The following is a 26,797-nucleotide window of genomic DNA, read 5'->3' as shown; positions in this document are numbered from 1 at the left end:
CCAGCCAATTTCCTTTTGATGACCTGCATACACTTTAGCGCCTAATGCACTGGCAATAAGTTGTGCCCCCAGACAAATGCCTAAGGTCGGTTTTTTATCGGCAAGCCGTTGTTGAAGTAAGCGAATTTCATCCGTTAAAAAAGGGTAGTCTTCTTCCTCATAAACGCCAATTGGCCCACCCAAAATCACGGTAAGACCTTCATAATTTAGCGCGGGAGTTAAATCATCGACACCTGCCTCGAAATAGCGAATACGAAAACCTAACTGATAAAAAATATCTTCCAACGAACCCAAGTCTTCAAAAGCAAGATGCTGAATAGCGTAAATCGTTTTGGAAAAAGTATGATGCGTCATAAGGATCTAAACAGCGTGTGAGTATTGTTTTACATTAAGCCAAATCATGTAAAAAGAAAACAGTACAATCAGCAGCGCTTAAAAGAAAATACGGCTAGATTTATGTTTGATGAAGAATAAAACGGCAATTCGAGTTCTTTTGAAAATAAAGGGGTGACTCAATCACCTCTATACTGAATAGACTCCTTTCACAAGTCCTTTTTATTTATCCTTATAGGAGAAAAAATAAAGAGAGATTAAACAATAATGAAAGAAGTCTAATGTCTAAAAATTGGTTTTAGAAAAAGCCCATCGGTTTGGTTGAATAACTGACCAATAAGTTTTTAGTTTGTTGATAATGATCCAGCATCATTTTGTGGTTTTCACGACCAATACCCGATTGCTTATAGCCGCCAAATGCAGCATGAGCAGGGTAAATGTGGTAGCAGTTTGTCCAGACACGACCCGCTTCAATTGCACGACCTGCACGATAAGAGGTATGCGCAGAACGAGACCAAACGCCCGCACCTAAGCCATACACGGTATCATTGGCAATGCGCATCGCATCATCAAAGTCTTTAAATGTTGTGACCGACAAGACTGGCCCGAAAATTTCTTCCTGAAAAATTTTCATACTGTTGTTGCCTTTGAAAATAGTTGGTTCAATATAAAAACCACCATCCACATCATGACGTGCATCACCGCCTGTTAGCAGTTGCGCACCTTCATTACGACCGGTATCGATACAACCAATAATTTTGTCGAACTGTTGTTTGGATGCTTGAGCACCAATCATAGTTTCAGTGTCTAATGGATGTCCCGTTTTGATTTTTTTAACACGTTCAACTGCCATTTCAAGAAAACGATCTGCAATGCTTTCCTGAACCAGTGCGCGAGAAGGACAAGTGCAAACTTCACCCTGATTCAGAGCAAACATGGCAAAACCTTCTAAGGTTTTTTCAAGGAAGTCATCATCTTTATCTAAAATATCTTCAAAGAAAATATTCGGTGATTTGCCGCCAAGCTCAAGTGTGACTGGAATGATATTCTCAGTCGCATATTGCATAATTTGTTGCCCGACTTTGGTTGAACCCGTAAAGGCAATCTTTGCAATACGTGGATTCGTCGCCAATGGACGACCAACTTCTACGCCATAACCATTCACAATATTGAGTACACCCGCTGGTAAAAGATCTTGAATCAGTTCAACCAGTACCAAAATACTAACAGGCGTTTGTTCAGCAGGTTTTAGTACGATACAGTTGCCAGCAGCTAAAGCAGGTGCAAGTTTCCACGCAGCCATTAAAATCGGGAAATTCCACGGAATGATTTGACCAACGACACCTAAAGGTTCATGAAAATGGTAGGCGATGGTATCTTCATCAATCTCTGAAATGCCGCCTTCCTGAGCGCGGATACAGCCTGCAAAATAACGGAAATGATCAATCGCCAATGGAATATCCGCAGCCAGAGTTTCACGTACAGGCTTACCGTTGTCCCATGTTTCAGCAACCGCGAGCATTTCCAGATTTGCTTCAAGACGGTCTGCAATTTTTAACAATAAATTTGAACGCGTCGTAGGTGAAGCTTTGTTCCATTGTGCTTTAGCTTTGTGGGCTGCATCTAATGCTAACTCGATATCTTCCACGCTTGAGCGCGGAATTTTTGTAAATACTTTGCCATCGACAGGAGAGATATTTTCAAAGTATTCTCCTTTTACAGGGGCAACCCATTGCCCACCAATAAAGTTTTCATATTGAGATTTAAATTGAACCTTAGAACCAGGTTGATTAGGATCGATGTAACGCATATAAATATTCCTTTGCTTATCATTGATATACATATCAAATTTGAAGCTTATACAGCTTTGGTATAAGGTACTTTTGTACACTATGCAGTTAGCATATAAAAACGAAGGTTGGAGAAAGGTTGGAGACCATGACAATTTTCAGGGAATATACAAATGGTTACAAAACAAAAGCTCAGGGAACAGCGCCACACGGTTGAGACACTTCGTCAACACAGCATTCTCAAGACAGAACAAACGAGTCAAGTCAATGAAAGTATTGCCAGCTCTTGGCAACGCTCGGTATCTGCTGCAATTCCTAAAGAACGATCTGCTGCGCCGTTATTGTCCTTAGCCCAAAAACAGCCGTCTGCACTGGATATTGCCTTGCAATATTGTGGCAATGATCTGAAACATGTAGCTGAACAATCATCCATGGTGATTGCAGTAGGGGATGTCGGTAGTACCATTATCTGGACAGCAGCAAGTCAACAGATGCGTAGTGCGGCTGAACGGGTACACTTTGTCGAAGGTGGGCAGTGGGGTGAGGAAATGGTGGGAACCAATGCATTAGCCCTATCCATCAAAACTCGCCAATCTAGTTGTGTATTTTCCAATGAACATTATATGCAGTCGGTACAAGATTGGGTCTGTTATGCTGCCCCGATTATCGATCCACATTCGAGACAATTACTGGGAGTGATCGACTTATCCACGACATGGACGAATCATAATTCTTTGGGTATTTTGGCTGCTGAACGTTGTGCCTCCATTATTCAAACAGCTTTACAGGAACAACAGCGCCAGCAATTGTATATACGGGCATTTTCTATTCCACAAGTGCTCTTTAATGGAAAAAATCTAGTGCTAACACCGCGTCAGATCGAGATTTTGAGTATTTTGGCGCTATGTCCGCAAGGTTTAAATCTGGAAACGCTACATCAGGCGCTATATGGTGAACGTAAAGTCAGTATGGGAACGCTAAAAGCTGAAATGTCGCAGTTACGCGATGTGCTTGGGGGAATGCTTGGTTCACGTCCTTATCGCTTATTGGCACATGTTGAAGCTGATTTTTTACAGGCTGAAAATGCATTGGATTCTGGTTATGTATCGTCGGCATTACAGTTATATACAGGCGTGTTCTTGGCAAAAACCGAGAGTCCATTTCTATGCGCATGGCGAGATTGTCTAGAATCACGTTTAAGTGATGCGATTTTCAAAGCCAAAGAAACTGATATGTTACTGAAACACGTGGCGCGTTTCCCTGAAGCGATTGATGCGGTCGAGCGATTAATCGAGCTATTGCCGACGGATCATCCTGCCCACCAATCATTAATTAAATATCAGCAGGCAGAACAATAGATTTTAAGGCATTTTAATTTTTAACCAATCAAATAATTGCTGATAAACCTGACTTCGAACTGGCTCAGCAGATAGTACTAAATCATGCAGACCATGATGAATGGTTTCGGTGGTCACGTCACCCTTAATTTTTCTAGCATACTTTTCGATATCTTTTACGCCCAAAATTACATCGCTTTGCGTCGCTTTTTTACTCCATCTTCTTGGATTTTTGGTTTGATTCGAATGCATGACCAGTGCAGGAATTGTAAGTTTAACGCCATGGTGAATTTCTTTTTGTGCAACATGAATAGCACGAATAAAACTTAACTGGACTTTCTTCATATTAGGCAGTTTCCAGTTTAAATCAAATAACCATTCACCATAGTAATCTCGATGCAGACTAGGCACATACCATTTATTTAAACCGCTCGGAAATTTTGCTTGAGGGAGGTAACGACCAATTTGACTTAATAAAGGTACGCCTAGCGCTTTTTTTAGCGAATTCATATTAAAGTCATAAAATGGGCTATTGGCCCAGAGTGCCTTGATCAGAGGATGATCAGGATGATGTGCAGCATATAGTGTCGCAGTGAGTCCACCCGTAGAATGTCCTGCTAACACAACCTGATTGTGATGTTCCTCACCAATAATATTAAGGGCTTCAGCAATCTCGGCATTGTATTCATTCAGATCGAGTACGTTATATAAAATCTGGTGAGGAAGATGAGAGCGACCATATTTTCTCAAATCCAGCGCATAAAAATCATAACCATGTTGATTAAATTGTTCAGCCATTTCAGTCTGAAAAAAATAATCGATAAAGCCATGAATGTATAAAACGGCTTTGGAAGTGGGTATCGCTGCTTTTTTTCTGACTAATGTCGCAATGACTTTGCCTTCGTAATCATCAGGAAAGTTTAAAGTCAGTTGTTGGTAGCCTTCACCTAGAATATCTGGAGTGTATTGATTCATATTTTTATTCATTTGTGTTTTAAATCATGTTGTCATCCTTGTATGAAATGTTGGTTTTGTCAATTGAAGTAAAGAAAAAAAAGAGGGAATATCTTGGAGAAATACTCCCTCAATTGAGCAAGCTGGTTGGAGAGAGAAGCTTGCTCTAAGGATAAAAGTTGGAGACTGTTAAATAATTTTGAGAAATTCAAGTCATTAAAGTGCTGCTTTAAAAATCTCTACCACCTGTGCATGAGTTGCCTTGCGTGGATTGGTCAGCATACAAGCATCCTTTTGTGCATTTTCAGCCATAACCGCCAAATCTTCGGTTTTCACACCCAATTCGGTCAGTCCAGATGGAATTCCGATCGATTGGGACAACTCACGAATCGCATTGATCGCTGCGCGTGCGGCTTGATTTTGAGTTAAGCCTTGTGTTTGCACGCCCATCAGTTCCGCAATGCGTGCATATCTGTCTGGACAAGCGATTAGGTTAAATTCACAGACATGTGGCAATAGCACCGCATTACAAACCCCGTGCGGTAAGTTATAGAAACCGCCTAACTGGTGCGCCATCGCATGTACATAACCCAGTGAAGCATTGTTAAATGCCATGCCAGCCAGATATTGCGCGTAACTCATGGCATCACGTGCTTCCAGATTTTCACCATTGGCAACCGCAGGGCTGAGCCATTCACTAATCATGGAAATGGCTTTTTCTGCGCAGGCATCAGTAATGGGATTGGCTGCGGTTGAGACATACGCTTCAACGGCATGGGTTAACGCATCCATACCTGTTGCGGCAGTTAGGCTTGCTGGCTTGGCAACCATCAGTTTAGGATCATCAATCGCAATAAGAGGGGTACAGCGCCAGTCAACAATGGCCATTTTGACATGGGTATCGGTGTTGGTAATGATACAAAAACGTGTCATTTCCGAGGCAGTACCCGCTGTGGTATTGACCGCAATCAATGGAGTCATTGGCACTTTACTTTTATCGATGCCTTCATAGTCACGAATATGTCCGCCGCCTGCGGTTACGAGCCCAATTCCTTTGGCACAATCATGTGAAGAACCACCACCAAGTGACACAATAAAATCACATTGATTTTCGTTATAGGCATCAACACCATGATGTACATTTTTGTCGGTTGGGTTGGGTTCTGCACCTGGGAAAATATGACTATCTACGCCTGCATCTTTTAAGTATGTAGCAATCGTGTCTGCTACCCCAAACTTGAACAGACCTGCATCGGTGACAATCAGTGCTTTTTTTGCACCTAAATTTTGTGCTTTGGTTCCAATTTCTTTGGCACAGCCAGGGCCAAAAAGGGAAACACATGGGATATAAAAACCATTTGTTTGGTCAGCAATATTTTTTAAAGCCATGGAGCGATTCCTTCTTCCATTAGTCCATTTGTTTTTACAGGTGATCTTCACCGTGAAGCTAGTATTCTGATTTGACTATTTTTTTCCTACCTACCAAAAACCTACCAATAAAAATATTGTTTTATCTATTTGATATTTATTTATTTTAATATTTTGAGTCGCTTTCGGATTTCACTTTTGCATGAAAGTCGTTAAGCTATGGGCTGTTTTATGGAAATGATCAGGTTATGAAGCAAGAAACTGCACTGAAGTTATTAAAAGCGGGTGAAAATGTGTTTTTAACAGGTTCGGCTGGTGCAGGAAAAACATATACCCTGAATCAATACATTAATTACTTAAAAGCACGTAAAATGCCTGTTGCAGTGACTGCATCGACTGGAATTGCCGCAACACATATGAATGGGATGACCATTCATACTTGGGCTGGGATTGGCATTAAAGATCATTTATCTGATGATGATCTCAAACGCATGAAAGAGCGCAAATATTTAAAAGAACATCTTGAAAATGCACAAGTTTTAATTATTGATGAAATTTCAATGCTGCATGCCAAACAGCTTAATCTGGTCAATCAGGTCTTAAAATATTTTAAAGAAAGTGATGAGGCTTTCGGTGGGATTCAAGTCATTGTGGCAGGTGATTTTTTCCAGTTACCACCTGTAGGAAAAAACGACGAACGTAATCGTGACAAGTTCTGTTTTATGTCGGATGCATGGGTTGAGGCTAAATTTCGGGTCTGCTATTTGACCGAACAGCATCGTCAGGATGATGAAATTCTCAATCAAATTTTAAATGCCATTCGTGCACAGGATATTCAGCAAGTACATACACAGGCATTACTACAATCACGTCAGCAAGATATCGGCGATACATTTACCCGTCTTTATACGCATAACATGGATGTCGATAATATTAATTTTCAACATCTTAATGAAATTGAAAATGAAGAACATCAATTTAACGCCGTTTTGGATGGCAATGAAAAAATGCTGGAAACCTTAAAGTCTTCTGTACGCGCACCTGAAGAATTAATATTGAAAAAACATGCCAAAGTCATGTTTGTAAAAAATAACTTCGATATGGGGTATATCAATGGCAGCTTGGGCGAAGTCATTGCTTTTGAAGAAGATGATGAACATGGCATTTTGCCCAAAGTAAAATTAACCGATGGTACGACTTTGCTTGTTGAACCCGAAACATGGTCAATTGAAAATGAAGCCGGAAAAAGTATTGCCAGTTTTCAGCAGATTCCACTGCGTTTGGCATGGGCGATTACCATTCATAAAAGTCAGGGTATGACCCTTGAAGCCGCAGAAATTAATCTGTCGCATACCTTTGAAAAAGGACAGGGCTATGTGGCTTTATCGCGATTAAAATCCTTAACAGGTTTGCGTTTATTAGGTTTTAATGATCAGGCATTGGAACTAGATACATTGGCTCTAAAAGCTGATAAACGTTTTCAGGAATTATCTCAGGATGCAGAAGAGCATTTTCTTGATGCCGATTTAAGTGATCAACATAAAGCATTTATTCGTCACTGCGGCGGTACGCTTAATGAAACTGAGATTCAACGAAACGAGAAAAAACTGGCCAAAGGTGAAAAGCAAAACTATGGTTCAGCAACACTGGATGAAACCCGTGCTTTATTTGAAGAAGGCTATGATATTCAGGATATTGCAACGGAACGTGGTTTAACACCTGCGACCATTATGAACCATCTGGCACGTCTACAAAAAGAACAAGGACTCGATATTTCTGTTGCACATCCGGGAGATGAAGTGGTTGAACAAATCAGAAAACTCTATAAACGTGTGCAAAAAAGCAAACGCCCAGAAAATTTTAATGATGACGGTTCCATCAAACTTAGACCGATTGTGGAATTAACCAGTCCACGTATGGGCTATGATCAGGTACGGTTAGCACTCTTATTTATTGAATAGGACGATTTGATTATGCCTCATGTGATTGTTGATTATTCTGCAAATCTGAAAGATTTTGAACCTAAACCTTTATTATTGAAAATCAACACAGCACTGGTAGAAACTGGTTATTGCGAAGCTCCTGATATCAAATCCAGAGCGCACACGGATGATGTTTTTGTAATTGGGCTTGGGGCTGAACAACAAGCTTATGTGCATGTTAAAGTTTATCTTTTGTCTGGACGTGATCAACAGCAAAAGCAGGAAATTGGGAAGAACGTTTTGAAAGTATTACTTTCTTATTCTGCCTTACAGCAGCAAGATTTTCCTGTGCAAAGCTGTGTAGAATTAATTGAAATGCCGAAACTGGATTATTTTAAACACGTGATTAAACCGCAATTTTGATCAGGATCGGTGTGTTTAATCCTTTCATAATGCTTCTGTCAAATGAACAAGTATTGAAGCTATGATGGCGTATGATCTGAAACTAAAACGTGTCTGTGATTATATTCAACAACATTTGGATGAACCACTTAATCTACAGCGATTAAGCGAAATTGCAGGATTATCACGCTTTCATTTTCATCGTATTTTTTACGCACATTTAGGTATCAATGTGATGAAATATACGCAGATGTTGCGCTTAAAACGCGCATCATTTCAACTGGTATTTAATCACGAACTCAAAATTATTGATATTGCTTTCAATTCAGGATTTGACAGTCCTGAAGCATTTACGAGAGCATTTAAACGTTCATTTGACCAGACTCCGAGTGCTTTTAGAACTGAGCCTAACTGGCAAAATTGGCATACGAAGTTTGTGTATTTCACCCCTAAAAGTGAGTTAGACATGAACGTAAATATCATTGAGCGACCGTTAGAGAAAATAGTTTATATTTCGCATCTTGGTTCGCCTGAAAAAGTATTTGAAACTGCGGCCAAGTTTATTGAATGGCGTAAAAGAACAGGACTATCTCCAGTCAGAAAATCTGCAACCTATGGCATACCTTTTTCTGATCCAGAGCAGACGCCTGAACAGGAATTTCGCTTTGATATTGCGGGTTCAATCGATAAACCTTTTGCTCAAAAAGACGATGGAATCAAAATAGGTGAAATTCCAGCAGGGCGTTATGCCATGATTCGGTATTTAGGTAGTCACGATCAGATTCGGGAAAGCGTGTATTTTCTATTTAGAAACTGGTTACCTGAACAACAGGAACAAGCTGGCGATTATCCAGTTTTTTTTCATTATCATAATTTTGTACATGAAGTGAATGAAGCAGATTTAGTCACAGATATTTATCTGCTGTTAAAATAAATCATGGAAAGAGACGATGATTTTCGTCTCTTTTTTAGAATAAGTGCTCATTAATCATCCGAAATCAATTCGATACAGGCATATTGCTCAATTAAATTGGCATCCATCATATGAATATAATCCATAAACATGGTATTAAAACTGCCCACCGTTTGAGCCTGATCATAAGCAAGCTTACCTGCAATCGCGAAATGAACATGGGCTGCAATGGTGGCTAAATGAATGGGTGCAACCGCAGAATATGCTGCAATCAACGCACCTAAAGCACAGCCTGTCGCGGTAATTTTGGGTTGTAGATGACTACCGCCACGAATTTTGACAATACAGGTCATGGCTGTCGACAAGATGTAATCGGTTTCTCCAGATATGGCAATACAACTGGCTTTACTCAGCAAGCCTTGTGCAAGTTGGAACATATCATCACTTTTTAAGGTGCTGTCTACGCCTTTGCTTTGAGATAAACTTCCTGCAAGTGCGCTGATCTCTGATGCATTGCCACGAATTACAGACGGATGATATTGCAGTAATTCATCGACAGTATCACTTCGCCATTTCAAAACAGCGCCATAACCAACCGGATCTAATACCCACGGAATTTGATTTTCATGGGCAGTTTTTGCTGAAATCCTGATGGCTTGCATCTGTTCAGTGGTTGGTGTTCCGAGATTAATACTGAGTGCGCCACTGATTTTGGTAAATGCTTCCGCTTCAAATGGGTTATCAATCATGGCAGGAGATGCGCCTGCGGCGAGCAGAACGTTGGCTGCATAATTTGCCGCAACACTATTGGTAATACATTGAACTAATGGTGTTTGCTCTTGTAATTTTTGCCACGCTTCAATGACATAGTCGATAATATTGGATGAGTTATACATATTTTCCCCCTTAAAACTTATAAAAATTATTGCGTAAAATAATGATCCTGATGTTTGCAATGTCGACAAATCAAAGACACATAATCGGCAGCATCATAATCCACTTCTAAATCATGAGAACCACAATACATACAACGTTTGATCGAATAAAAATTAAGTCGAGGTTCAATCTTTCGCCATGCGCGCCAGATCGGTTGAATGAAAATACGCTCATCATAAGATAGAAAATGGAACAAAAAAATTTGACTCATTTTACTTAGAGGTAGATTCATTGGGCGTGGTAGCGTAGATGTTTCCCATTTTTCATTGAGTGAGCGCTCACGATATTGCTCCAAGGTCTTTTTTAATATATTGGTATTAATAAAGTTTTCATTACGGGGCTGTAAGGCTTTTTTATTATATAAATAATCCAAAGCAGTTTGAATAAGATAATAAACTTGACCCACAGCCAAGCTATCGAGCAAACGATAACAAAATTGCTGAAAGCTCCGATTACCTGCAATTTGTATGCCCCATGTACGGCAGTACATTTGCATAAATTGAATAATTTCCTGATAAAGCACTAAAAATAAAACATCTTTCACTTCATCTGAGGTTTTGTAGGGAATGCCTAGGCTTAAGTTTTCGTAAAACCAATAACGTAATTGTTGGGCGATACTAAATAAACTGGGTTCGTTGTAGCCATCCAAACGGACTCTTAAATAATAGATGTGCTGATCGTCCTGAAGGTTTTTGGGAGTCAAAATACCCAATTTAATCAACTCTTTGAGCAAGCCATATTGAAATAAATAATTGGGGCTAATGTATTCGTATTTGACTCGATCCCAGTAAATATATTCATCATGTGGCAGATTATCCTGAATCCGATCATCCAGTAAAGACAGCAGGAACAGCTTATGTAAAAGGCTTAAGTCTTCCAGATTATAGATGATGTCATCTTTAATTTTATTTTTGCGCTGTTCTTGTTGCAGGGTGTCCTGCATCATTTTTTTGCGTTGTTTGATGCAAGTTGCACAATGACAGACCATTTTTGCATCAGCAAAGACTTGGTGCTGACAATGGCTGCATTCATGAAATAGAACCTCCTGATCAAATTGATCAGCTTCCACAAAGTACATTGCTGCCTGACATAAAGGGCAAAGTGTACTTTCATCAAGCTGTTTTTTCAGAATATTCAAAATCATGCGAAAATTATACGTGAGTAAAAAGAAGATTATAGCTTGCTCTGAGTCGAATGGTCAGGGGAAACTGGAATAATTGAAACACCATCAAATGAAAAAGCCCAAACTCCGTAAAGTTCAGGCTTTCTTGATCTAAAAAATTGCTTTATTTAAACAGGGCAAGGCAACGACTCGTCATGCTGTCCTAATTTTTTGGCAGCAATAAGTGCTTTCACTTTCTTGCTTGGTAGTTTTTCTTTACCCAGCGCATCATAAGTATTGACGATACTGGTCACATCCTGTGGCTGAATATCTATACCCTCGGCAGTCATAAATACGGCAATCACGTTATGAGCGACGCCTGCATCATGTAAATCATGAATAGCTTTGATATTTTCAGCGCGGTACAAGTGTTGAGTTAATTCCATCTTATGTCACCTCTCGGCTATTTTGTGTATAGCATAGATTGAGTTTTTATTTTGACTAATGACGTCATTTAAGACAAAGCAAAAAACGTGCACAAACTGTAAGCAGTTTAGAAAAAAAGTAATTCGACGTAATCCATGCAAGCACATGTGTAGATTTGTTGGTCAATCTGTAACCAGTGAGATAGCTATGGTAATGCTGAACAGATGTTCTTATTTAAGATATGAAGCAATATCAATAATTTTAACTCGTGGGGAATTGAAAAATCAAAGCCTTACACCCATGTAAATTTTAACGTGAAACAACACAGACACTTCAGTTAAGTTGGCGTATGATCAGATTCATACACAATAAATACTGATACCACGATACAAGTGGCGACATAGGAAAATATATGAATATTGCGGCAAATCCACACGTTCAGGCGGATCAAACGGTATATCTTAAAGACTATCAAAAACCATCATTTTTAGTGCAGTCGATTAACCTTGATATTCAGGTCTATGATGATCGCACTATTGTCGACGCAACCTTGGTCATGAAACGTCAAACTGCTGGGGATTTGGTGTTATTAGGCCGTGATTTAGAGTTGAAATCGATTATATTGAATGGGCAAAGTTTACAAGCCGATCAGTATCAACTTGATTCTGAGCAGTTGGTCATTGCCAACGTACCTGATAATGTTATTTTAAATACTCAAGTGATGATTCATCCTGAAAGCAACACGCAACTCGAAGGTTTATATAAAGCGGGTGATTTGTTTGTCACCCAAAATGAACCAGAAGGGTTTCGTAAAATTACCTTTTATCCAGACCGTCCAGATGTTTTGGCTGAATTTATCACTCGTGTTGAAGCCGATAAAAAATATCCTGTATTGCTCGCCAATGGTAATTTACTGGAAACTGGTGAAGTGGGTGAGAATCGTCACTTTGCGATTTGGCAGGATCCAACCAAGAAACCAAGTTATTTATTTGCTTGTGTGATTGGTGATTTGGCGGTATTAAAAGACCGTTACACGACTTCTGAAGGTCGTGATGTTGCACTTGAAATTTATGCGATCGAAAAAGATATTCCAAAATGTCATATCGCTATGGAAGCCTTAAAACATTCGATGCGTTGGGATGAAGAACACTATGGCCGCGCTTACGATCTGGATAATTACATGATCGTCGCCGTAAGCCAGTTCAATATGGGCGCGATGGAAAATAAAGGATTAAATATCTTTAATACCTCATGTGTATTAGCAGATGAAGAATACACCACAGATGCCGCAATTATGCGCGTGCAATCGGTGATTGCACACGAATATTTTCATAACTGGACAGGTAATCGTATTACTTGCCGTGACTGGTTTCAACTCTGTTTAAAAGAAGGCTTAACTGTATTTCGTGATCAGTCTTTTTCAGAAGATTTACAATCGGCTGCGGTACAACGCATCGATGATGTTGCAGTGTTGAAAGCACATCAATTTCCTGAAGATGCAGGTCCATTATCGCATCCACCAAGACCAGATCATTTTGTTGAAATTAATAATTTCTATACCGCTACCGTCTATGAAAAGGGCGCAGAAATTAACCGTATGATGTCAACTTTACTTGGAAAAGAAAAGTTCCGCAAAGGGACAGATGAATATTTCCGCCGTTATGATGGTCAAGCCGTGACAGTCGAAGACTGGGTGGATGCGTTATCATCAGGTTCAGGTATAGATTTATCAAATTTTCTGACATGGTATAACCAGCCAGGTACGCCTAAACTCCAAGTCAATGCCGAGTATGATGCTCAAAAACAAACTTATCGATTAAACTTTAAACAAAGTTTAAAAGCGCATCCGAAATATCCAAATCTAAAAGCAGTCCCAATTCCTGTCGCGCTTGCATTATTTAATGCCCAAACAGGTGAACAATATACGCTTCATTCTCCAGATTTATTTGTCGATGCTGTTCAGGATGGGGTTTATCTATTTGATCAAGATACGGCCACTATTGAATTCACGCAGGTCACTGAGCAACCAGTTGTATCCTTGTTACGCAATTTTTCTGCACCTGTGAACTTGGAGTTTGACTATAGCGATGATGAATTGGCATTTCTGATTCAGCATGAAACCAGTGGTTTTAATCAATGGCAAGCCAGTCAAACTTTGCTTGAGCGGATTTTGCTTAAAGATCATGATGTTCAACCTTATATTCAAGCCATTAAAAATACGCTGCCTGATTTAGTGCGTAAAGATCCGCTACTCGCCTCGCGTTTATTTGATGTGCCAACAGAAGGATATTTGGGTAGTCGTATTGATGCTGATTATGAACCACAAGTAGTACAGGAAAAACGTAACTCGGTTCTGGAAACATTGGCACGTGAATTAGCTATTTTCTGGAAAGAAACTTATTTGTCACTTGATCCATCTTTGCAAAATGATTTCTCTCAAGCGATGGGTGAGCGTGCTTTAAAAAATATCATGCTGAGTATGATGGCGCGTCAGGGTGATGTCGGTGCATTTGAATTGGCTTACAACCAGTATCAACAGACCCATAACATGTCAGAGCGCATGGGAGCGTTACGTGTATTGGTCTGGAATGATGCGCCACAAGCACAGCAAGCCTTGAATGATTTCTATGATCGTTATAAGGATGAAGCTTTATCGCTTGATCAGTGGTTTATGGTACAGGCAGCCAATCCAAGTGCAACATCTGAAAGTATTGCTGCTTTGACCAAACATCCAGATTACGATTTGGGTACACCTAATCGCGTACGAGCGGTTAGCGGTGGATTAAGTAATAATCCTGTCAATGCATGGAGCTTTGGTGTTGAACACTATATCGGTTTAGCAGAATACTTCGATGAAAAAAATCCAATTTTAGGTTCGCGTTTACTACAGGTATTGTCACGTTGGTACACACTGGCTGAACCTCAGTGTAGTCATGTACAAGGTGCTTTAAAAGCTTTACAGTCTCGTGTGAAGTCGAAAAATGTGACTGAAACCTTAAATAGTATTTTAAGTGTTTAATTGAAATGATCTGCTGCATAATTCACTGAGTTGAATTATGCAGTAATATTATGCAGCAGCAGACTACTGCTTTCGCTAGAAAGTGAGAAAATGTTTAGTCATGAAGAAGATTTCTAACGACGTTTGATTGTTTTGCTACGCAAGTGAATTTATAAGCGCATTATTTTATACTTTGGTGGTATCATGTTGCCACCTTATGCATGACTGCGTGTGTGATGTCTCATCTCTCAAAATATGTTCAAAGTATTCTATATCCAGAGCAACCTTCGGAACATCAGGTAGTGGATAAAGAGGAAAAAATAAAACAATGGTTTGATGGTGATATTCAAGTTATTGGAAAAATGTCGCTTTTTCAGTTTGAAAATGGCATTACCATTCGCAAGATTGAAGAGCATGATGCAACAGCCATCGAGATCGAAGCTTGTCGTGAGCATTGGATTAGCTATGAAGTCGTCGATCATCAACATCGACTAGAGCATATTACCCCTAAGCGCATTCAGTTTAATTCGACATGTCGAGAAGCGTTCTGGCTTAAATATTTCCAAGACGAAAACGTTTAAACAAAAAAACCGCTTAAGCGGTTTTTTTGTTTTTTTGCTTGTTAAGCTTTGACGATCAAAACAGGTACAGGACTTTCAGCAAGCACTTTTTGTGCAACACTACCCAGCACTAATTTTTTTAAACCTGAACGACCATGAGAACCCATAATAATTAGATCCGCATTCACTTCATCTGCAATATTCAAGATTCCTATCGCTGTAGGTTCCTCTCTAATAATTTTGGTGTTTGTTTCAATTCCATTGGAACTAAAAATATCACTTATTTTTTGTAAATGTGCTTCTGCATTTGTTTCAGCTTCAAACAAATGTTCAGTAACTGCAGGTGCAACCTTATAAAAATCGACACCGACAAAAGGATCAACGGCAACCACACTCATTACCGTTACACTACTATTAAATGCTTTCGCAACATCTACAGCATGTTTCACTGCTGCATCTGAAAGAGGTGAGTCATCGACTGGAACCAAGATACGATGATAAGACATAATATTTCCTCTTAATTTATTGTTTCTAAAAATCTTTTATGCTTTTAGGCTAACACAGTATCAGAAGATTGTGTTTCTAAAAATTATTATTATTTGTATAGGCTCCATAGGATAAAACTTCTGACTTTTTAAAAATTTTAAACGGTTTCTTTTGTTTGCATAAATAGTATGCACGATGATGACGTTGCATATTTCGCCTTTCACTTTTTTAGATTAGGATAAAATCAATGATAGTGTTTAACTAAAATACTGCCTTGATAACAACAATGAGAGGAAAACATGTCTTATAAATACGAATACGCAGGCTTTTGGATACGTTGTGGCGCTTCGATTATTGATACACTGATTATGATGTTAGCTATCATACCTTCAGCATGGATTTTTTATCAGGGGAATTATGATCTGGTTTTTTCTACAGGTTTGGCTGATCAAAAAGCTTCGCTATGGTTTGATATTCTAGTCAATTATATTTTTCCTTTTTTATACACGATTCTCTTTTGGTTATATTTGGGTGGAACACCTGGCAAGCGTTTGATGCGTTTAAAGGTGCTAGATGAAAAAACGGGTGATAAACTGACTTTAGGTCAGTCGATTATTCGTTATATCGGATATATACCATCTACTTTGGTTTTTATGCTCGGATTCATCTGGATTGCATTTGATTCAAAAAAACAGGGTTGGCACGATAAAATGGCGAAAACAGTCGTGGTCAAAGAACTTTAATCGATGCAGATGATGTTTTTGCAGTAATTGTATTTTATCTGTAAAAAGTTGCACTAAAAGGACTTGTAAATTAAGAAAATCTAAATATAATACAGCCAAATTTAATATGAGGAGACCCTAAGTGGGAAGTTGTTCGAGGTTATGCTGTAAATTGGTTATGCATACTGTCATCTGAGCAAGAAAAGTCACTACTTAGGGCGACTATCTTGCAATGAGATAGTTTGTCATCACATTTATATCCATATCTATATTGAATCACGCTGAATTTTCATTCGGGCGTAATACTGCCTGCTTAGACTCCTTCTAAAATGTGGGAGAAGCTAATGTGGTTACATGCTTCAATTTTAAAACTCTATAGTATTCAATGCTTTTGCATCTGGATTTGTATGTTGCTGTCACAATATGCTAAAGCAGATCCATTGTTGAATACAGACGATGCAGACATTGTGTCTGCAAAACATTGCCAGTTGGAATCCGCTGTAACTCGCCCGTCAGGTTCACAGGCAAGCTATCAATTGAATACGGCTTGCCAGTTCACTGAGGGGATTGAAAGTTCGATTTCTTATACTGACCAATTTGTTGATGCTGGAAAAGGACAATGGTCCGCTCAAGTTAAAGGCGTGATCCAACCCATGAGTCAATGGGGAATGGCTGCCAGCCTTCAAATTTCCCAGCAGAATGAAAAAGATAAAGAGTCCATTCAGTGGTTTCTTAATATTCCTTTTTCTTTAGTATATCTTAATAATTATCTGCATATAGATAGTAATATTGGCTATCAATATTCACCACGAAACTTGAATCTATTGCGCTGGAGTTTGGCATCTAACCTTGCTTTAACGCCAAAAACAAGTGTTAGTGTTGAAACTTATAACCAAGATCAACATGCGCCTTTGTTACAAAGCGCTATTCATTATTCTATCCTTCCTAATATTCTGACTTTTGAAGCGTCCATCGGACAGCGCTTAAATACTTTTCGAGAGCGATGGTTTGGCTTTGGCTTAAGCTTTACGCCCTAATCTGATTATTTAGAACCAAAGCACTTATTTTCTAAATCATTTATTGCAAATCCACTTTATTCATCTAAATAAAGTGCGGCTTCGTATGCCTGAAAAAAGGAGATTTCTACATGAAATATGATCTATGGCAACGTCTATTTACACGCTTTCTGGAAACTTTTCATTTAAAACGTTTCTTTATTCGAAATAGTTCTTTTAAAGAATTGCATCAATCTAGTTATGCCAAAGAAATTGGGCAAACTCTGGCAGTGCAATTAAGACATTATTCAACACTTGAAAGTGAAGCACTCTTAAATACTTTATCTTCGCATGAAGAGGGTTTAACTGAAGTTGAAGCACAAGAGCAGCAGCTTAAAGTTGGGCTTAATGAGGTTGCACAGGAAAAACCGTTAACGTGGTGGCAACATCTGTGGTACTGCTATCGTAATCCTTTTAATGTATTACTAAGTCTTTTGGCTGTTGTCGCATTTCTCACAGATGATCTGACTGGGTCAGTCATTATTAGCATCATGGTGTTACTTTCAACATTTTTGCGATATTGGCAAGAGTCTAAGTCAAACAAAGCCGCAGAATCGCTCAAAGCAATGGTCACGAATACGGCCATGGTGTTGCGTCGTGAGATTAATTATTCAGATTTGAGTTTGCTGCAACAGCGTTATGGCGCGAAAGTAAAACAGCTTAAAGAAATTCAATTTGAAATACCCATCCAATATCTGGTTCCAGGCGACACTATTTTGCTTTCTGCGGGAGATATGATTCCTGCCGACTGTCGAATTCTTTCGGCAAAAGATTTATTTGTCTCACAGGCAGCCATGACTGGAGAATCTATGCCTGTAGAAAAATATGCATTCCAACATAGTATGGATGTAAATAGCCCATTAGAACTTGATAATTTAGTCTTTATGGGAACCAATGTGGTCTCAGGTACGGCAAAAGCTGTCGTGCTTAATACAGGTATTCAAACTTATTTTGGTGCGTTGGCACATCGGGTCACTGCAACCGATCGCAGCGTGACTTCATTTCAGCTAGGTGTGAATAAAATCAGTTGGTTACTGATTCGGTTTATGTTGATTATGGCACCTATTGTTTTATTCATTAATGGGTTCACTAAAGGAGATTGGGGTGAGGCTGTATTATTTGCCTTGTCCGTTGCGGTGGGTTTAACGCCAGAAATGCTTCCGATGATTGTGACCTCAACACTTGCGAAAGGTGCGGTATTTTTATCCAGAAAAAAAGTAATAGTGAAACGTCTGGATGCCATTCAAAATTTTGGTGCGATGGATGTGCTATGTACCGATAAAACAGGAACGTTGACACAAGACAAAATTTTTCTATCACATCACGTCGACGTATTAGGAAAAAAATCACATACAGTGCTGATGCTGGCTTTTTTAAATAGCTATTATCAAACGGGACTCAAGAACTTGTTGGATGTAGCTGTACTTGAAGCTGTTGATCAAGATATGAAGTTTGAAAAGCTACGTTTTAAAAAGCTTGATGAAGTTCCATTTGATTTTGAACGCCGCCGTATGTCAGTAATCGTACGTACTCCTCAATCCCAGATTCGTATGGTGACCAAAGGCGCTGTCGAGGAAATGATCAAGGTCTGTACTCATATTGAAATTAAAGGGGAGATCAAAGAGTTAACTGCCCAACTTCGTAAAGAGATTGAAGAAATTACGCAGCATTATAATCGGGAAGGTCTGCGCGTTGTGGCTGTAGCTTATCGTGACTTTGATGGTATCTGTGAAAACTTTTCAGTCAAAGACGAGAGCGACCTAATTTTGGCTGGTTATATCACTTTCTTGGATCCACCTAAAGAATCTGCTCGACCAGCCATACAACAATTACATGCGCATGGCGTTAGTGTAAAAGTACTGACTGGGGATAATGAATTTGTGACCCAAAAAATATGTCAAGAAATTGGTATTCCTCATGAAAAGGTTTTATTAGGTGGAATGGTTGAGACATTATCTGATGAAGATTTAAAACTTGTCGTAGAAGAATACACTATCTTTGCCAAATTAAGCCCAATTCATAAAGAACGAATCGTTGAGCAACTTAAGGCAAATGGTCATGTGGTCGGTTTTCTCGGTGATGGGATTAACGATGCGGCAGCGATTCGTGCGGCGGATATTGGTATTTCTGTAGATTCGGCTGTTGATATTGCCAAAGAGTCAGCAGATTTAATTCTTCTCGAAAAAAGTCTGATGGTACTTGAAAATGGTGTCATTGAAGGTCGTCGAACCTTTGCCAATATGCTCAAATATATCAAAATGACGGCCAGTTCAAATTTTGGTAATGTTTTTTCGGTATTAGTAGCCAGTGCATTTATTCCATTTTTGCCTATGCTGCCAATTCATTTGCTTGTACAAAACTTACTTTATGATGTCTCACAAATTGCCATTCCGTTTGATCATGTAGATGAAGAGCAGCTTGAAAAACCTCAACGCTGGCAGCCATCAGAAGTTGGGCGTTTTATGGTGGTTTTCGGGCCAATCAGCTCTATTTTTGATATTTTGACTTTTGGCATGATGTGGTTCGTATTTGATGCGAATACACCAGCCCAACAAAGCTTGTTTCAGTCTGGCTGGTTCGTTGTGGGGCTACTGACTCAAACCTTGATCGTTCATATGATTCGAACCAAAAAAATTCCGTTTATTCAAAGCTGTGCTGCAACACCGTTGGTAGTCATGACGATGATCATTAGTGCAATTGGAATATTTTTACCAATGGGGCCTTTGGCACATTACTTTAAACTAGAAGCTTTACCATTGACGTATTTTCTATATTTACCTTGTATTTTATTGGCTTATATGTGTGTGACTCAATGGATAAAAGGTATTTATATTCGTCGTTATGGCTGGCAATAACAGGTGCAGTATGGTTTTGCAATTTTTACACAATACCAGTTTATCTAATATGGCTAATACTTTAATCAGTCTGACCACTGCTTTTTTATTGGGTGGATTGATTGGTTTTGAGCGACAGTATCGACAAAGAACAGCAGGTTTGAGAACCAATGTTCTGGTGGCTTTAGGTGCTGCAATTTTTGTTGATATCGCCAATAATCTTTCAGGGGCAGATGGTGCCGTACGCGTAATTGCGTATGTAGTTTCTGGGATTGGTTTTCTGGGTGCAGGTGTGATTATGCGTCAGGAAGGCAATATTCATGGTCTAAATACAGCAGCGACACTTTGGTGTTCTGCTGCTGTTGGGGCTGCGGCGGGTTCAGATCTGATTATGGAGGCGATATTGGCGACAGCATTTATTATTGCTGCGAATACTTTATTACGACCTCTCGTCAATATGATGGATCGGCAACCGTTGGATGCTGAGTCAGAAGTGACCCATGTGATCTATCTGATTGCCCATAAGGATCATCGAAAAATGGTGATGTATAAACTCACCGAAATGTTACAAAGTTTGAATTATCCCTTGATGGATCTGGATGTTGAACCTTTTGGGGAAGAAGATGTGGAAATAGAGGCAACCTTAATTGCAACGTCCATAGACCCTGTTGAAATGAATGAAATGATTAAACAACTCAATCAAATGCCACAAATTCAACAGGCCTATTGGGATAAAAATACGATGGCTTAAACATCGTATTTTTAGTTTCAATGAAATTTAAAAGAGCAGTTTGTTATTTATCCCTTTTTAAATTTTACTTTGAATATAAGCGAAACAACAATTCCGACAATTAATCCCCAAAAAGCAGAGCCAATTCCAAAAAACTGAACCCCAGAAGCGCTACATAAAAAAGTGAGTAGCGCTGCTTCGCGATCGTTCGGTTCATGAAAGGCAATGGCGATATTGTGGCTAATGGTACCAAATAGAGCAATACCCGCCAGCGCCATAATGAATAATGACGGAAATGACATCAGCAAACTGGTAAGTGTCGCTGCAAACAAACCCATTAAAATATAGAAAAATCCACAACTGATCCCCGCAATATAACGTTTGGCTGGGTCAGGATGCACTTGATCATCCAGACTTACAGCGGCACTAATCGCGGCAATATTGACGGTATAACAGCCAAAAGGGGCAAGCAAGGTTTGCGTTGCACCCGTCCAGCCAATCAGTTGATTGACATGAGGGCGATAACCATAACTTTTAATCATGGCGATACCCGGTAAATATTGTGATGCCATATTGATGACAAAAAGGGGCAGTGCTAATCCTAAAATTGCAGACCACGTAAATTCAGGTGTAATCCACACCGGTTTTGCCAAAGTCCAATGTAGAACAGGAGGGTGAAACTCCATAAAAAATGGGCAGATGATAATGCCAATCACGACCGTAATGACAATACAGTAGCGTGGCCAAACACGTTTAGAAACGATATAGACAGCAAGTAAACTTAGAATAAACTGCCAGTGATCCTGCATATTGGCAAAAATAGCAATTCCAAATTTAAGTAAAACACCCGCCAGCATTGCACTGGTCAAACTTTGCGGAATGTAAGCGAGGACTTTTTCAAAAACACCAAAGAAACCAAGCAATGCTGTGATTAAGCCACATACCAAAAATGCCCCAATCGCTTCATGTAAATTATAGCCACTGCCTGTTGCAATAATTAAGGCTAGACCTGCTGTCGACCATGATGTTGCCACAGGATATTTAAATTTCCATGACAAAATTAGACCAGATAAACCAATCCCAATCCCTAATGCCCAAAACCATGAGGTTATTTGTTCGGTCGTTGCACCCAGTATTTGTGCGGCTTGAATAACCAACACAGCAGATACACTGATCCCAATCAGAAAAGTAACAAATCCAGCAAAAGCGGCAGGAAGTGAAAAATCACGAATAAATTTTTGCATGATTCAGCTTTAGGTCATAAGGTGTTAAAGAAAATGCTTTTCAAAATTGAGTGAAAGAAAAGCATGAGTTGTATTCTAATGAGGTAGGGATTTAAACAAAAGGTAAAATCTTACAAAGTTGAAGTCGCAAGTTTTAAACCAAAGCCAAAGAATAAAATACCGACCATAAAAATACTGACCGCAGCGATTTTATCTTGAGATTTAAAAAAAGCTGATAATTTCACTCCTGAAAAAATCAGAATGGTTAAATAACTTAGACTTACGCATTGTAAAATGATGGATAAAATCAGAAAACTTAGCGCGGGATAAGGATAAGTAGGATCGACAAATTGCACAAAAAAAGACAAGAAAAATAAAATCGCTTTAGGGTTAAGTAAACTAATGCCGAGTGCAGTGCGATAAGGATGAATCTGATCAAGTTGCGGTAAGTCTGCCATTTGAATCTCTTCCACAGACTTATTTTTCCAGCGTTGATAACTTGCTTGCAGTAGTTTAAACCCTAGATAAGACAGATAAAGTGCACCCACAATTTTTAGCGTGGTAAAAATCCATGGAAAAGCGTGCATAAGAGACGCGGCGCCAAGTACCGTACACAAAATTAAAATCGCATCGCCCGTAAAAATACCAAATGCACCACGATAACCAGTTTTAATACCATAGCGCGAAGCAATCGACATGACGTAAATAGAATTTGGTCCGGGTAAAAATACAATTAACAAGGTACCAACGATGTAAGTTGCTAGATCTATAATCCCGAACACGAAGATTTACTCATAAAAAACCGATTTTTGTACTATAACAAAAATCGGTTTTAATATGTGAATTATCAAATATTAGGGTTGAATTTCGGCATCAATTCCAAATGACTGACGTAGTAAGGTATTGAGCTGATCACGCGCTTTGATAAAGCCATCAATACCACTTTGTAATAACTGAAAAGCCATTAAATCATGTTCAAGTTCAATTTTGAAACTTTCACGTGTTTGTGTATCGCGATTGATTTTCTCGGCATCCGATGCTGATTTTGAGCTTAAAACAGTTTCAACCTGACGATGATCTTGATTTAATTCAGTCAACAATGCTGGAGAAATCGTCAGTAGGTCACAACCCGCTAGACCTAAAACCTGATCGACACTACGGAAACTTGCACCCATCACCTGAGTCTGGATATCGTGTTGCTTATAATAATGATAGATTTTTTTGACTGATATTACGCCCGGATCTTTTTCGATCGGATAGTGATCAATATTTTCAGCCTTTTTATACCAATCCAGAATACGCCCGACAAATGGAGAAATGAGAGTGATATGCGCATCTGCACAGGCTTGAGCTTGATGCAAACCAAACAATAAGGTTAAGTTACATGCAATGCCTTCAGCTTCAAGTACTTTGGCCGCTTGAATACCTTCCCATGTCGATGCAATTTTAATTAACACTCTAGATGCATCGATGCCATAATCTTGATAAAGTTTGGACAATTCACGCGCTTTTTGCAGCGTCGCCTCTGTATCATAAGATAACGATGCATCCACTTCAGTCGAAACACGACCTTCAATCAACTTTAAAATTTCAACGCCAAATTTGACGGTCAAAATATCGATGGTACGTTCAATTAATTGATCTGCCTGATAACCTTCTTCACGTGCTTGTGTATAAGCAGCTTCGATGAGTTCACGATTTTCAGGTTGGCTAGCTGCCGCAGTGATTAATGAAGGATTGGTTGTGGCATCCAGAGGACGAAACTGGCGAATCGCTTCAAGGTCACTACTATCGGCGACAACGGTTGTAACCTGTTTTAATTGGTCTAAAGCTGTTTGTGTCATTGCAATCAACATTCTTGGTTTAAAATATTTATCTCTTTAGTTATAGCATATTCTATTGTAAATCCACGTTAAAACTTGTCGATTGATTATTTTCTGTCACGTCGAATATGCTCGATTAAATATCGCGCAGCAGATCCTAGCTTACTTTCTCGACTCCAGACTAGATCGATGTAATATTCAAATTTGGGCGTAAAATCCAGAAGATCTAAAACTTTCAGTTGTTGTTTTAATCTAGGGTTTTCCTGAAACATTTCTGAGGGTAAAACTCCCCAGCCTAAATTTCTGACAATCAGCATATAAGCCGAATGATGATTATCTGTACGCCAATAATTTTTAGAAAACAATAATTCAGGTTTAATCGTATTATCCCGACTTGCCACTACGATTTGACGCTGATTTAACAGATCTTCAAATTGAATGTGCTGCATGTTCGCCAAAGGATGTGTTTTGGAGACAACAGGAATCAGTGATTCTTTTTTGATTTCAACGAATTGTTCACGATAATCCAGATGCTCCCGTTCAAACATCCATGCTAGTTGCGCGCGCTGATCGAGCAACATGGCTAAAGCATCTTCTTGAGGTGCAGAGGTAATATTAATTTGTAAGTCTGGAAATTGTTTGGAAACTAAGCTGACATAGTCTGTCCAATTGGTATCCAGTAGTTCAGACGCAATCACAATATTCAAGACTGATTCAAGTCCTGTACTGAGTGCATATGCCTGTTGTTTCCATTGATTCATTTCAATCAAAAGCTGGTTGGTCTTTTCATAAAGCACATGCGCTTCCGAAGTGGCAACAGGTTCACGACCAAGTCGTTCAAACAAATTTAAATTAAGATCTATTTCCAAATTAGCAATAGACATGCTGACCGCAGATGGAACTTTGTTTAATTTTCTTGCGGCAGCAGAAAATGAACCTGTTTCCATCACGGTCTTAAAGATGGTGAGTTGTTCCTGATTAATATTCATCTATCAAAATTATTGAAAGAACCTGATTGGATTTATCAAAATTATAAAAATAAAATAAGCATACTGTAAACAAAAAGAGTGTTTTAAAATGTTGATTTCCAAAAGACGAATTATTCATGCCTTGAGCTATGAAGTGATTCTATTGGTCATCATAGCAATCGCATTGAGTTTTATTTTCGATGTTCCGATGGAAGTCACAGGCTCGTTAGGTATTGCCATGGCGGTGACTTCTGTAGTCTGGAATATGATTTTTAACCATTTTTTTGAAAAATACGAACATAAGCATCAGCTTAAACGAACCATTAAAGTCCGTATTCTTCATGCCATTGGTTTTGAAGGCGGCTTGATGCTTGCAACGATTCCAATGGTGGCCTACGCCATGAATATGAGTATCTGGCAGGCGATTGTTTTAGACTTTGGCTTGACCATGTGTATTTTGATTTATACCTTTATATTCCAGTGGTGTTATGACCATTTAGAAATGCGTCTGGGTTATGCGCCTCAAAACTAACAATTTAAGTCACTGATTTTTAAAATTGGTGACTTTTTCTATGAAAATTAACATAATTAACAATTAAATCTTTCATTTCGCTACTAATTGAATTTGTTAGTTTTTTATAAATATTTGAATTTTATAATATTGAAATATATGAATTTTAATTTAATGCCATTTGTCGGTTTTGTCTTATTTTTACTCAATATTTTTGTACGATAAAATGAGTTTTGTCATTGATGATGAACTAAATATAAAGGAAATATAATATGAAAAGTAAAATATTTTACAAAACAATGTTTTGCGGTTTGATTGGTGTAACATCCTTTTCTGTGGTACATGCAGCTGATTTTAAAAGGTTCTCAGTGTCAGCAGGGTGGTTACATGTAATGCCACAGGGAAAAGCAAATCCGTTTGATATCTCGACCTCTGTTCCAAGTGGCACTAAAGCCAATGTTGGTCAAATCTCAGTCCCTGCTTTTATGAGTGCTGTTGATCCAGACGCTACTCTTCCATCTACAGGTGAAAACGCTAAAGATATTTTGGATTTAGTCTTTAAAAAACCTGAAGGCGGTGGGCAAAGTGTTGGGGAGCTACTGGGATTTGTTGATTCTGAAGGTAATGTCACCCCAGTTACGTCTGGAGTAGCTACAATTAATGGCATTGATCATTGGCAAAATGAAGGAAGCGGATTAGAAGCGGATGATGTAGATACTCTTGGTCTAACTTTTAACTATTATTTAAATGAAAATGTTTCATTACAATTTATTGGAGGTATTCCTCCTAAAGTTGATATTAACGGTAAAGGGTTTATTAAAGCACCATTGACAGGTTCTGCTGCGCCCGGTGGTTTGGCTGGCAGTGTTATTGGGGATAATCTTGGACTAAAAAAAGACATTCCTATTACCAATTTAGATGCTTACGGCAAAGCCGCAACCGTACGTGCTTGGACACCTGCACTGGAAGCCCAATATCAGTGGGGTAGAGCGGGCATAAATAAGTTTAGACCCTATGTCGGCGCGGGAGTAATGTATGCTCATTTTAGTGATATTAAACTAAACTCTGGTATACGCTCTGACTTGGAAGCCGCAGGTCACATGATTCAAAATATTCATGATGGGCAGGCAGGTGCTGCATTAGACGGTAAAAAATCCAGTGCAAATCCAGTGGTGGATGTTGACGCAGATGATGCGATTGCACCGATTGTAACTGCTGGATTTACTTATGACATCACGCCAAATTGGTATACAGTGGCTTCAGTGTCTTATGCAAAACTCAATAATAAGGCCACGATTAATGTGTTTGATAGTAATACAAACAAACAACTGATTCATGCCACGACCAAAATGGATATCGATCCTATCATTACTTATTTGGGGGTAGGTTATCGTTTTTAATTTT

24 protein-coding genes are annotated in these 26,797 nt (G+C 39.0%); 12 read left to right on the top strand and 12 right to left on the bottom strand.

Annotation, left to right across the window (positions count from 1 at the left end):
- The coding region (locus JR005_RS14970) for a glutamine amidotransferase-related protein (protein ID WP_228731701.1) at positions 1 to 354 on the bottom strand (354 nt) is incomplete at its 3' end.
- Between the two features lie 277 nt (positions 355 to 631).
- Positions 632 to 2,143 carry an aldehyde dehydrogenase family protein gene (locus JR005_RS12390; RefSeq protein ID WP_218665186.1) on the bottom strand — a complete coding sequence of 504 codons (1,512 nt, stop codon included), beginning with the start codon at positions 2,141 to 2,143 and terminating at the stop codon, positions 632 to 634.
- Positions 2,144 to 2,296: 153 nt separating this feature from the next.
- Here JR005_RS12390 and JR005_RS12385 point away from each other — a divergent pair, with 153 nt between their 5' ends.
- Positions 2,297 to 3,481: a helix-turn-helix domain-containing protein gene (locus tag JR005_RS12385; protein ID WP_005004194.1), complete on the top strand. Its 1,185-nt coding sequence runs from the start codon at positions 2,297 to 2,299 to the stop codon at positions 3,479 to 3,481.
- 3 nt (positions 3,482 to 3,484) lie between these two features.
- Here the strand turns inward: JR005_RS12385 and JR005_RS12380 are convergent, their stop codons facing one another.
- Together JR005_RS12380 and mdh are read right to left on the bottom strand one after the other, a co-directional pair.
- Positions 3,485 to 4,447, bottom strand: coding sequence for an alpha/beta hydrolase (locus tag JR005_RS12380; protein WP_218665185.1), 963 nt, complete (start codon positions 4,445 to 4,447; stop codon positions 3,485 to 3,487).
- 183 nt (positions 4,448 to 4,630) lie between these two features.
- Positions 4,631 to 5,803, bottom strand: coding sequence for an iron-dependent methanol dehydrogenase (gene mdh / locus JR005_RS12375; protein ID WP_218665184.1), 1,173 nt, complete (start codon positions 5,801 to 5,803; stop codon positions 4,631 to 4,633).
- Between the two features lie 227 nt (positions 5,804 to 6,030).
- On the opposite strand from mdh, the gene JR005_RS12370 reads away from it, so the two are divergent.
- The 3 genes from JR005_RS12370 to JR005_RS12360 all read left to right on the top strand — a co-directional run bounded on the left by JR005_RS12370 (position 6,031) and on the right by JR005_RS12360 (position 9,040).
- Positions 6,031 to 7,743: an AAA family ATPase gene (locus JR005_RS12370; protein WP_218665183.1), complete on the top strand. Its 1,713-nt coding sequence runs from the start codon at positions 6,031 to 6,033 to the stop codon at positions 7,741 to 7,743.
- A gap of 12 nt (positions 7,744 to 7,755) precedes the next feature.
- The gene (locus tag JR005_RS12365; RefSeq protein WP_218665182.1) at positions 7,756 to 8,127 is read left to right on the top strand and encodes a 5-carboxymethyl-2-hydroxymuconate Delta-isomerase; all 372 of its coding nucleotides are present in this window, start codon (positions 7,756 to 7,758) and stop codon (positions 8,125 to 8,127) included.
- 61 nt (positions 8,128 to 8,188) lie between these two features.
- Complete coding sequence (locus tag JR005_RS12360; RefSeq protein WP_218665181.1) at positions 8,189 to 9,040, top strand: AraC family transcriptional regulator; 852 nt, start codon at positions 8,189 to 8,191, stop codon at positions 9,038 to 9,040.
- A 50-nt stretch (positions 9,041 to 9,090) separates the two neighbouring features.
- On the opposite strand, the gene thiM is transcribed toward JR005_RS12360, so the two are convergent.
- From thiM to JR005_RS12345, 3 genes are all read right to left on the bottom strand, one after another.
- Positions 9,091 to 9,915, bottom strand: coding sequence for a hydroxyethylthiazole kinase (gene thiM / locus JR005_RS12355; protein ID WP_218665180.1), 825 nt, complete (start codon positions 9,913 to 9,915; stop codon positions 9,091 to 9,093).
- Positions 9,916 to 9,941: 26 nt separating this feature from the next.
- Positions 9,942 to 11,099, bottom strand: coding sequence for a hypothetical protein (locus JR005_RS12350; protein ID WP_218665179.1), 1,158 nt, complete (start codon positions 11,097 to 11,099; stop codon positions 9,942 to 9,944).
- A 146-nt stretch (positions 11,100 to 11,245) separates the two neighbouring features.
- Positions 11,246 to 11,503 (bottom strand): hypothetical protein, encoded by a 258-nt coding sequence (locus tag JR005_RS12345; protein ID WP_004989154.1) that lies wholly within the window; start codon positions 11,501 to 11,503, stop codon positions 11,246 to 11,248.
- A 392-nt stretch (positions 11,504 to 11,895) separates the two neighbouring features.
- On the opposite strand from JR005_RS12345, the gene pepN reads away from it, so the two are divergent.
- Positions 11,896 to 14,502, top strand: a complete 2,607-nt coding sequence (gene pepN, locus JR005_RS12340; protein ID WP_218665178.1) for an aminopeptidase N — start codon at positions 11,896 to 11,898, stop codon at positions 14,500 to 14,502.
- A 215-nt stretch (positions 14,503 to 14,717) separates the two neighbouring features.
- Positions 14,718 to 15,062, top strand: a complete 345-nt coding sequence (locus JR005_RS12335; RefSeq protein ID WP_227546596.1) for a hypothetical protein — start codon at positions 14,718 to 14,720, stop codon at positions 15,060 to 15,062.
- Positions 15,063 to 15,103: 41 nt separating this feature from the next.
- Here the strand turns inward: JR005_RS12335 and JR005_RS12330 are convergent, their stop codons facing one another.
- Positions 15,104 to 15,547, bottom strand: coding sequence for a universal stress protein (locus tag JR005_RS12330; protein WP_218665177.1), 444 nt, complete (start codon positions 15,545 to 15,547; stop codon positions 15,104 to 15,106).
- Between the two features lie 279 nt (positions 15,548 to 15,826).
- On the opposite strand from JR005_RS12330, the gene JR005_RS12325 reads away from it, so the two are divergent.
- From JR005_RS12325 to JR005_RS12310, 4 genes are all read left to right on the top strand, one after another.
- Positions 15,827 to 16,270, top strand: a complete 444-nt coding sequence (locus tag JR005_RS12325) for an RDD family protein (protein ID WP_004989141.1) — start codon at positions 15,827 to 15,829, stop codon at positions 16,268 to 16,270.
- A gap of 323 nt (positions 16,271 to 16,593) precedes the next feature.
- Positions 16,594 to 17,286, top strand: coding sequence for a hypothetical protein (locus JR005_RS12320; RefSeq protein ID WP_218665176.1), 693 nt, complete (start codon positions 16,594 to 16,596; stop codon positions 17,284 to 17,286).
- Between the two features lie 110 nt (positions 17,287 to 17,396).
- Positions 17,397 to 20,159 carry a magnesium-translocating P-type ATPase gene (gene mgtA, locus JR005_RS12315; protein ID WP_218665175.1) on the top strand — a complete coding sequence of 921 codons (2,763 nt, stop codon included), beginning with the start codon at positions 17,397 to 17,399 and terminating at the stop codon, positions 20,157 to 20,159.
- 10 nt (positions 20,160 to 20,169) lie between these two features.
- Positions 20,170 to 20,889 (top strand): MgtC/SapB family protein, encoded by a 720-nt coding sequence (locus JR005_RS12310; protein ID WP_218665174.1) that lies wholly within the window; start codon positions 20,170 to 20,172, stop codon positions 20,887 to 20,889.
- Positions 20,890 to 20,936: 47 nt separating this feature from the next.
- Here JR005_RS12310 and JR005_RS12305 read toward each other — a convergent pair whose 3' ends face one another.
- The 4 genes from JR005_RS12305 to JR005_RS12290 all read right to left on the bottom strand — a co-directional run bounded on the left by JR005_RS12305 (position 20,937) and on the right by JR005_RS12290 (position 24,903).
- Positions 20,937 to 22,112 (bottom strand): benzoate/H(+) symporter BenE family transporter, encoded by a 1,176-nt coding sequence (locus JR005_RS12305; RefSeq protein ID WP_151788536.1) that lies wholly within the window; start codon positions 22,110 to 22,112, stop codon positions 20,937 to 20,939.
- Positions 22,113 to 22,222: 110 nt separating this feature from the next.
- The gene (gene leuE, locus JR005_RS12300; protein WP_004989131.1) at positions 22,223 to 22,873 is read right to left on the bottom strand and encodes a leucine efflux protein LeuE; all 651 of its coding nucleotides are present in this window, start codon (positions 22,871 to 22,873) and stop codon (positions 22,223 to 22,225) included.
- A 72-nt stretch (positions 22,874 to 22,945) separates the two neighbouring features.
- Complete coding sequence (gene tal / locus JR005_RS12295) at positions 22,946 to 23,935, bottom strand: transaldolase (RefSeq protein ID WP_010588697.1); 990 nt, start codon at positions 23,933 to 23,935, stop codon at positions 22,946 to 22,948.
- A gap of 86 nt (positions 23,936 to 24,021) precedes the next feature.
- Positions 24,022 to 24,903, bottom strand: a complete 882-nt coding sequence (locus tag JR005_RS12290) for a LysR family transcriptional regulator (protein ID WP_005004223.1) — start codon at positions 24,901 to 24,903, stop codon at positions 24,022 to 24,024.
- An 88-nt stretch (positions 24,904 to 24,991) separates the two neighbouring features.
- Here JR005_RS12290 and aceI point away from each other — a divergent pair, with 88 nt between their 5' ends.
- Together aceI and JR005_RS12280 are read left to right on the top strand one after the other, a co-directional pair.
- Positions 24,992 to 25,414 (top strand): chlorhexidine efflux PACE transporter AceI, encoded by a 423-nt coding sequence (gene aceI, locus JR005_RS12285; protein WP_218665173.1) that lies wholly within the window; start codon positions 24,992 to 24,994, stop codon positions 25,412 to 25,414.
- 251 nt (positions 25,415 to 25,665) lie between these two features.
- Entirely contained in the window at positions 25,666 to 26,793 is a 1,128-nt protein-coding gene (locus JR005_RS12280; RefSeq protein WP_218665172.1) for an OmpW family outer membrane protein, read from the top strand.
- The last annotated feature ends 4 nt before the right edge of the window (positions 26,794 to 26,797 follow it).

This window comes from Acinetobacter sp. Colony158, assembly GCF_019264745.1.
Lineage (GTDB): Bacteria > Pseudomonadota > Gammaproteobacteria > Pseudomonadales > Moraxellaceae > Acinetobacter > Acinetobacter ursingii.
Note: the sequence above shows the minus strand (reverse complement) of the source record. Positions and strands in the feature narration are given on the sequence as shown.

Coding starts and splice junctions, on each gene's coding strand:
- JR005_RS12390 (WP_218665186.1), bottom strand. CDS start 2,143: ATGCGTTACATCGATCCTAATCAACCTGGTTCTAAGGTTCAATTTAAA.
- JR005_RS12385 (WP_005004194.1), top strand. CDS start 2,297: ATGGTTACAAAACAAAAGCTCAGGGAACAGCGCCACACGGTTGAGACA.
- JR005_RS12380 (WP_218665185.1), bottom strand. CDS start 4,447: ATGAATAAAAATATGAATCAATACACTCCAGATATTCTAGGTGAAGGC.
- mdh (WP_218665184.1), bottom strand. CDS start 5,803: ATGGCTTTAAAAAATATTGCTGACCAAACAAATGGTTTTTATATCCCA.
- JR005_RS12370 (WP_218665183.1), top strand. CDS start 6,031: ATGAAGCAAGAAACTGCACTGAAGTTATTAAAAGCGGGTGAAAATGTG.
- JR005_RS12365 (WP_218665182.1), top strand. CDS start 7,756: ATGCCTCATGTGATTGTTGATTATTCTGCAAATCTGAAAGATTTTGAA.
- JR005_RS12360 (WP_218665181.1), top strand. CDS start 8,189: ATGATGGCGTATGATCTGAAACTAAAACGTGTCTGTGATTATATTCAA.
- thiM (WP_218665180.1), bottom strand. CDS start 9,915: ATGTATAACTCATCCAATATTATCGACTATGTCATTGAAGCGTGGCAA.
- JR005_RS12350 (WP_218665179.1), bottom strand. CDS start 11,099: ATGATTTTGAATATTCTGAAAAAACAGCTTGATGAAAGTACACTTTGC.
- JR005_RS12345 (WP_004989154.1), bottom strand. CDS start 11,503: ATGGAATTAACTCAACACTTGTACCGCGCTGAAAATATCAAAGCTATT.
- pepN (WP_218665178.1), top strand. CDS start 11,896: ATGAATATTGCGGCAAATCCACACGTTCAGGCGGATCAAACGGTATAT.
- JR005_RS12335 (WP_227546596.1), top strand. CDS start 14,718: ATGTCTCATCTCTCAAAATATGTTCAAAGTATTCTATATCCAGAGCAA.
- JR005_RS12330 (WP_218665177.1), bottom strand. CDS start 15,547: ATGTCTTATCATCGTATCTTGGTTCCAGTCGATGACTCACCTCTTTCA.
- JR005_RS12325 (WP_004989141.1), top strand. CDS start 15,827: ATGTCTTATAAATACGAATACGCAGGCTTTTGGATACGTTGTGGCGCT.
- JR005_RS12320 (WP_218665176.1), top strand. CDS start 16,594: ATGTGGTTACATGCTTCAATTTTAAAACTCTATAGTATTCAATGCTTT.
- mgtA (WP_218665175.1), top strand. CDS start 17,397: ATGAAATATGATCTATGGCAACGTCTATTTACACGCTTTCTGGAAACT.
- JR005_RS12310 (WP_218665174.1), top strand. CDS start 20,170: ATGGTTTTGCAATTTTTACACAATACCAGTTTATCTAATATGGCTAAT.
- JR005_RS12305 (WP_151788536.1), bottom strand. CDS start 22,112: ATGCAAAAATTTATTCGTGATTTTTCACTTCCTGCCGCTTTTGCTGGA.
- tal (WP_010588697.1), bottom strand. CDS start 23,935: ATGACACAAACAGCTTTAGACCAATTAAAACAGGTTACAACCGTTGTC.
- JR005_RS12290 (WP_005004223.1), bottom strand. CDS start 24,903: ATGAATATTAATCAGGAACAACTCACCATCTTTAAGACCGTGATGGAA.
- aceI (WP_218665173.1), top strand. CDS start 24,992: ATGTTGATTTCCAAAAGACGAATTATTCATGCCTTGAGCTATGAAGTG.
- JR005_RS12280 (WP_218665172.1), top strand. CDS start 25,666: ATGAAAAGTAAAATATTTTACAAAACAATGTTTTGCGGTTTGATTGGT.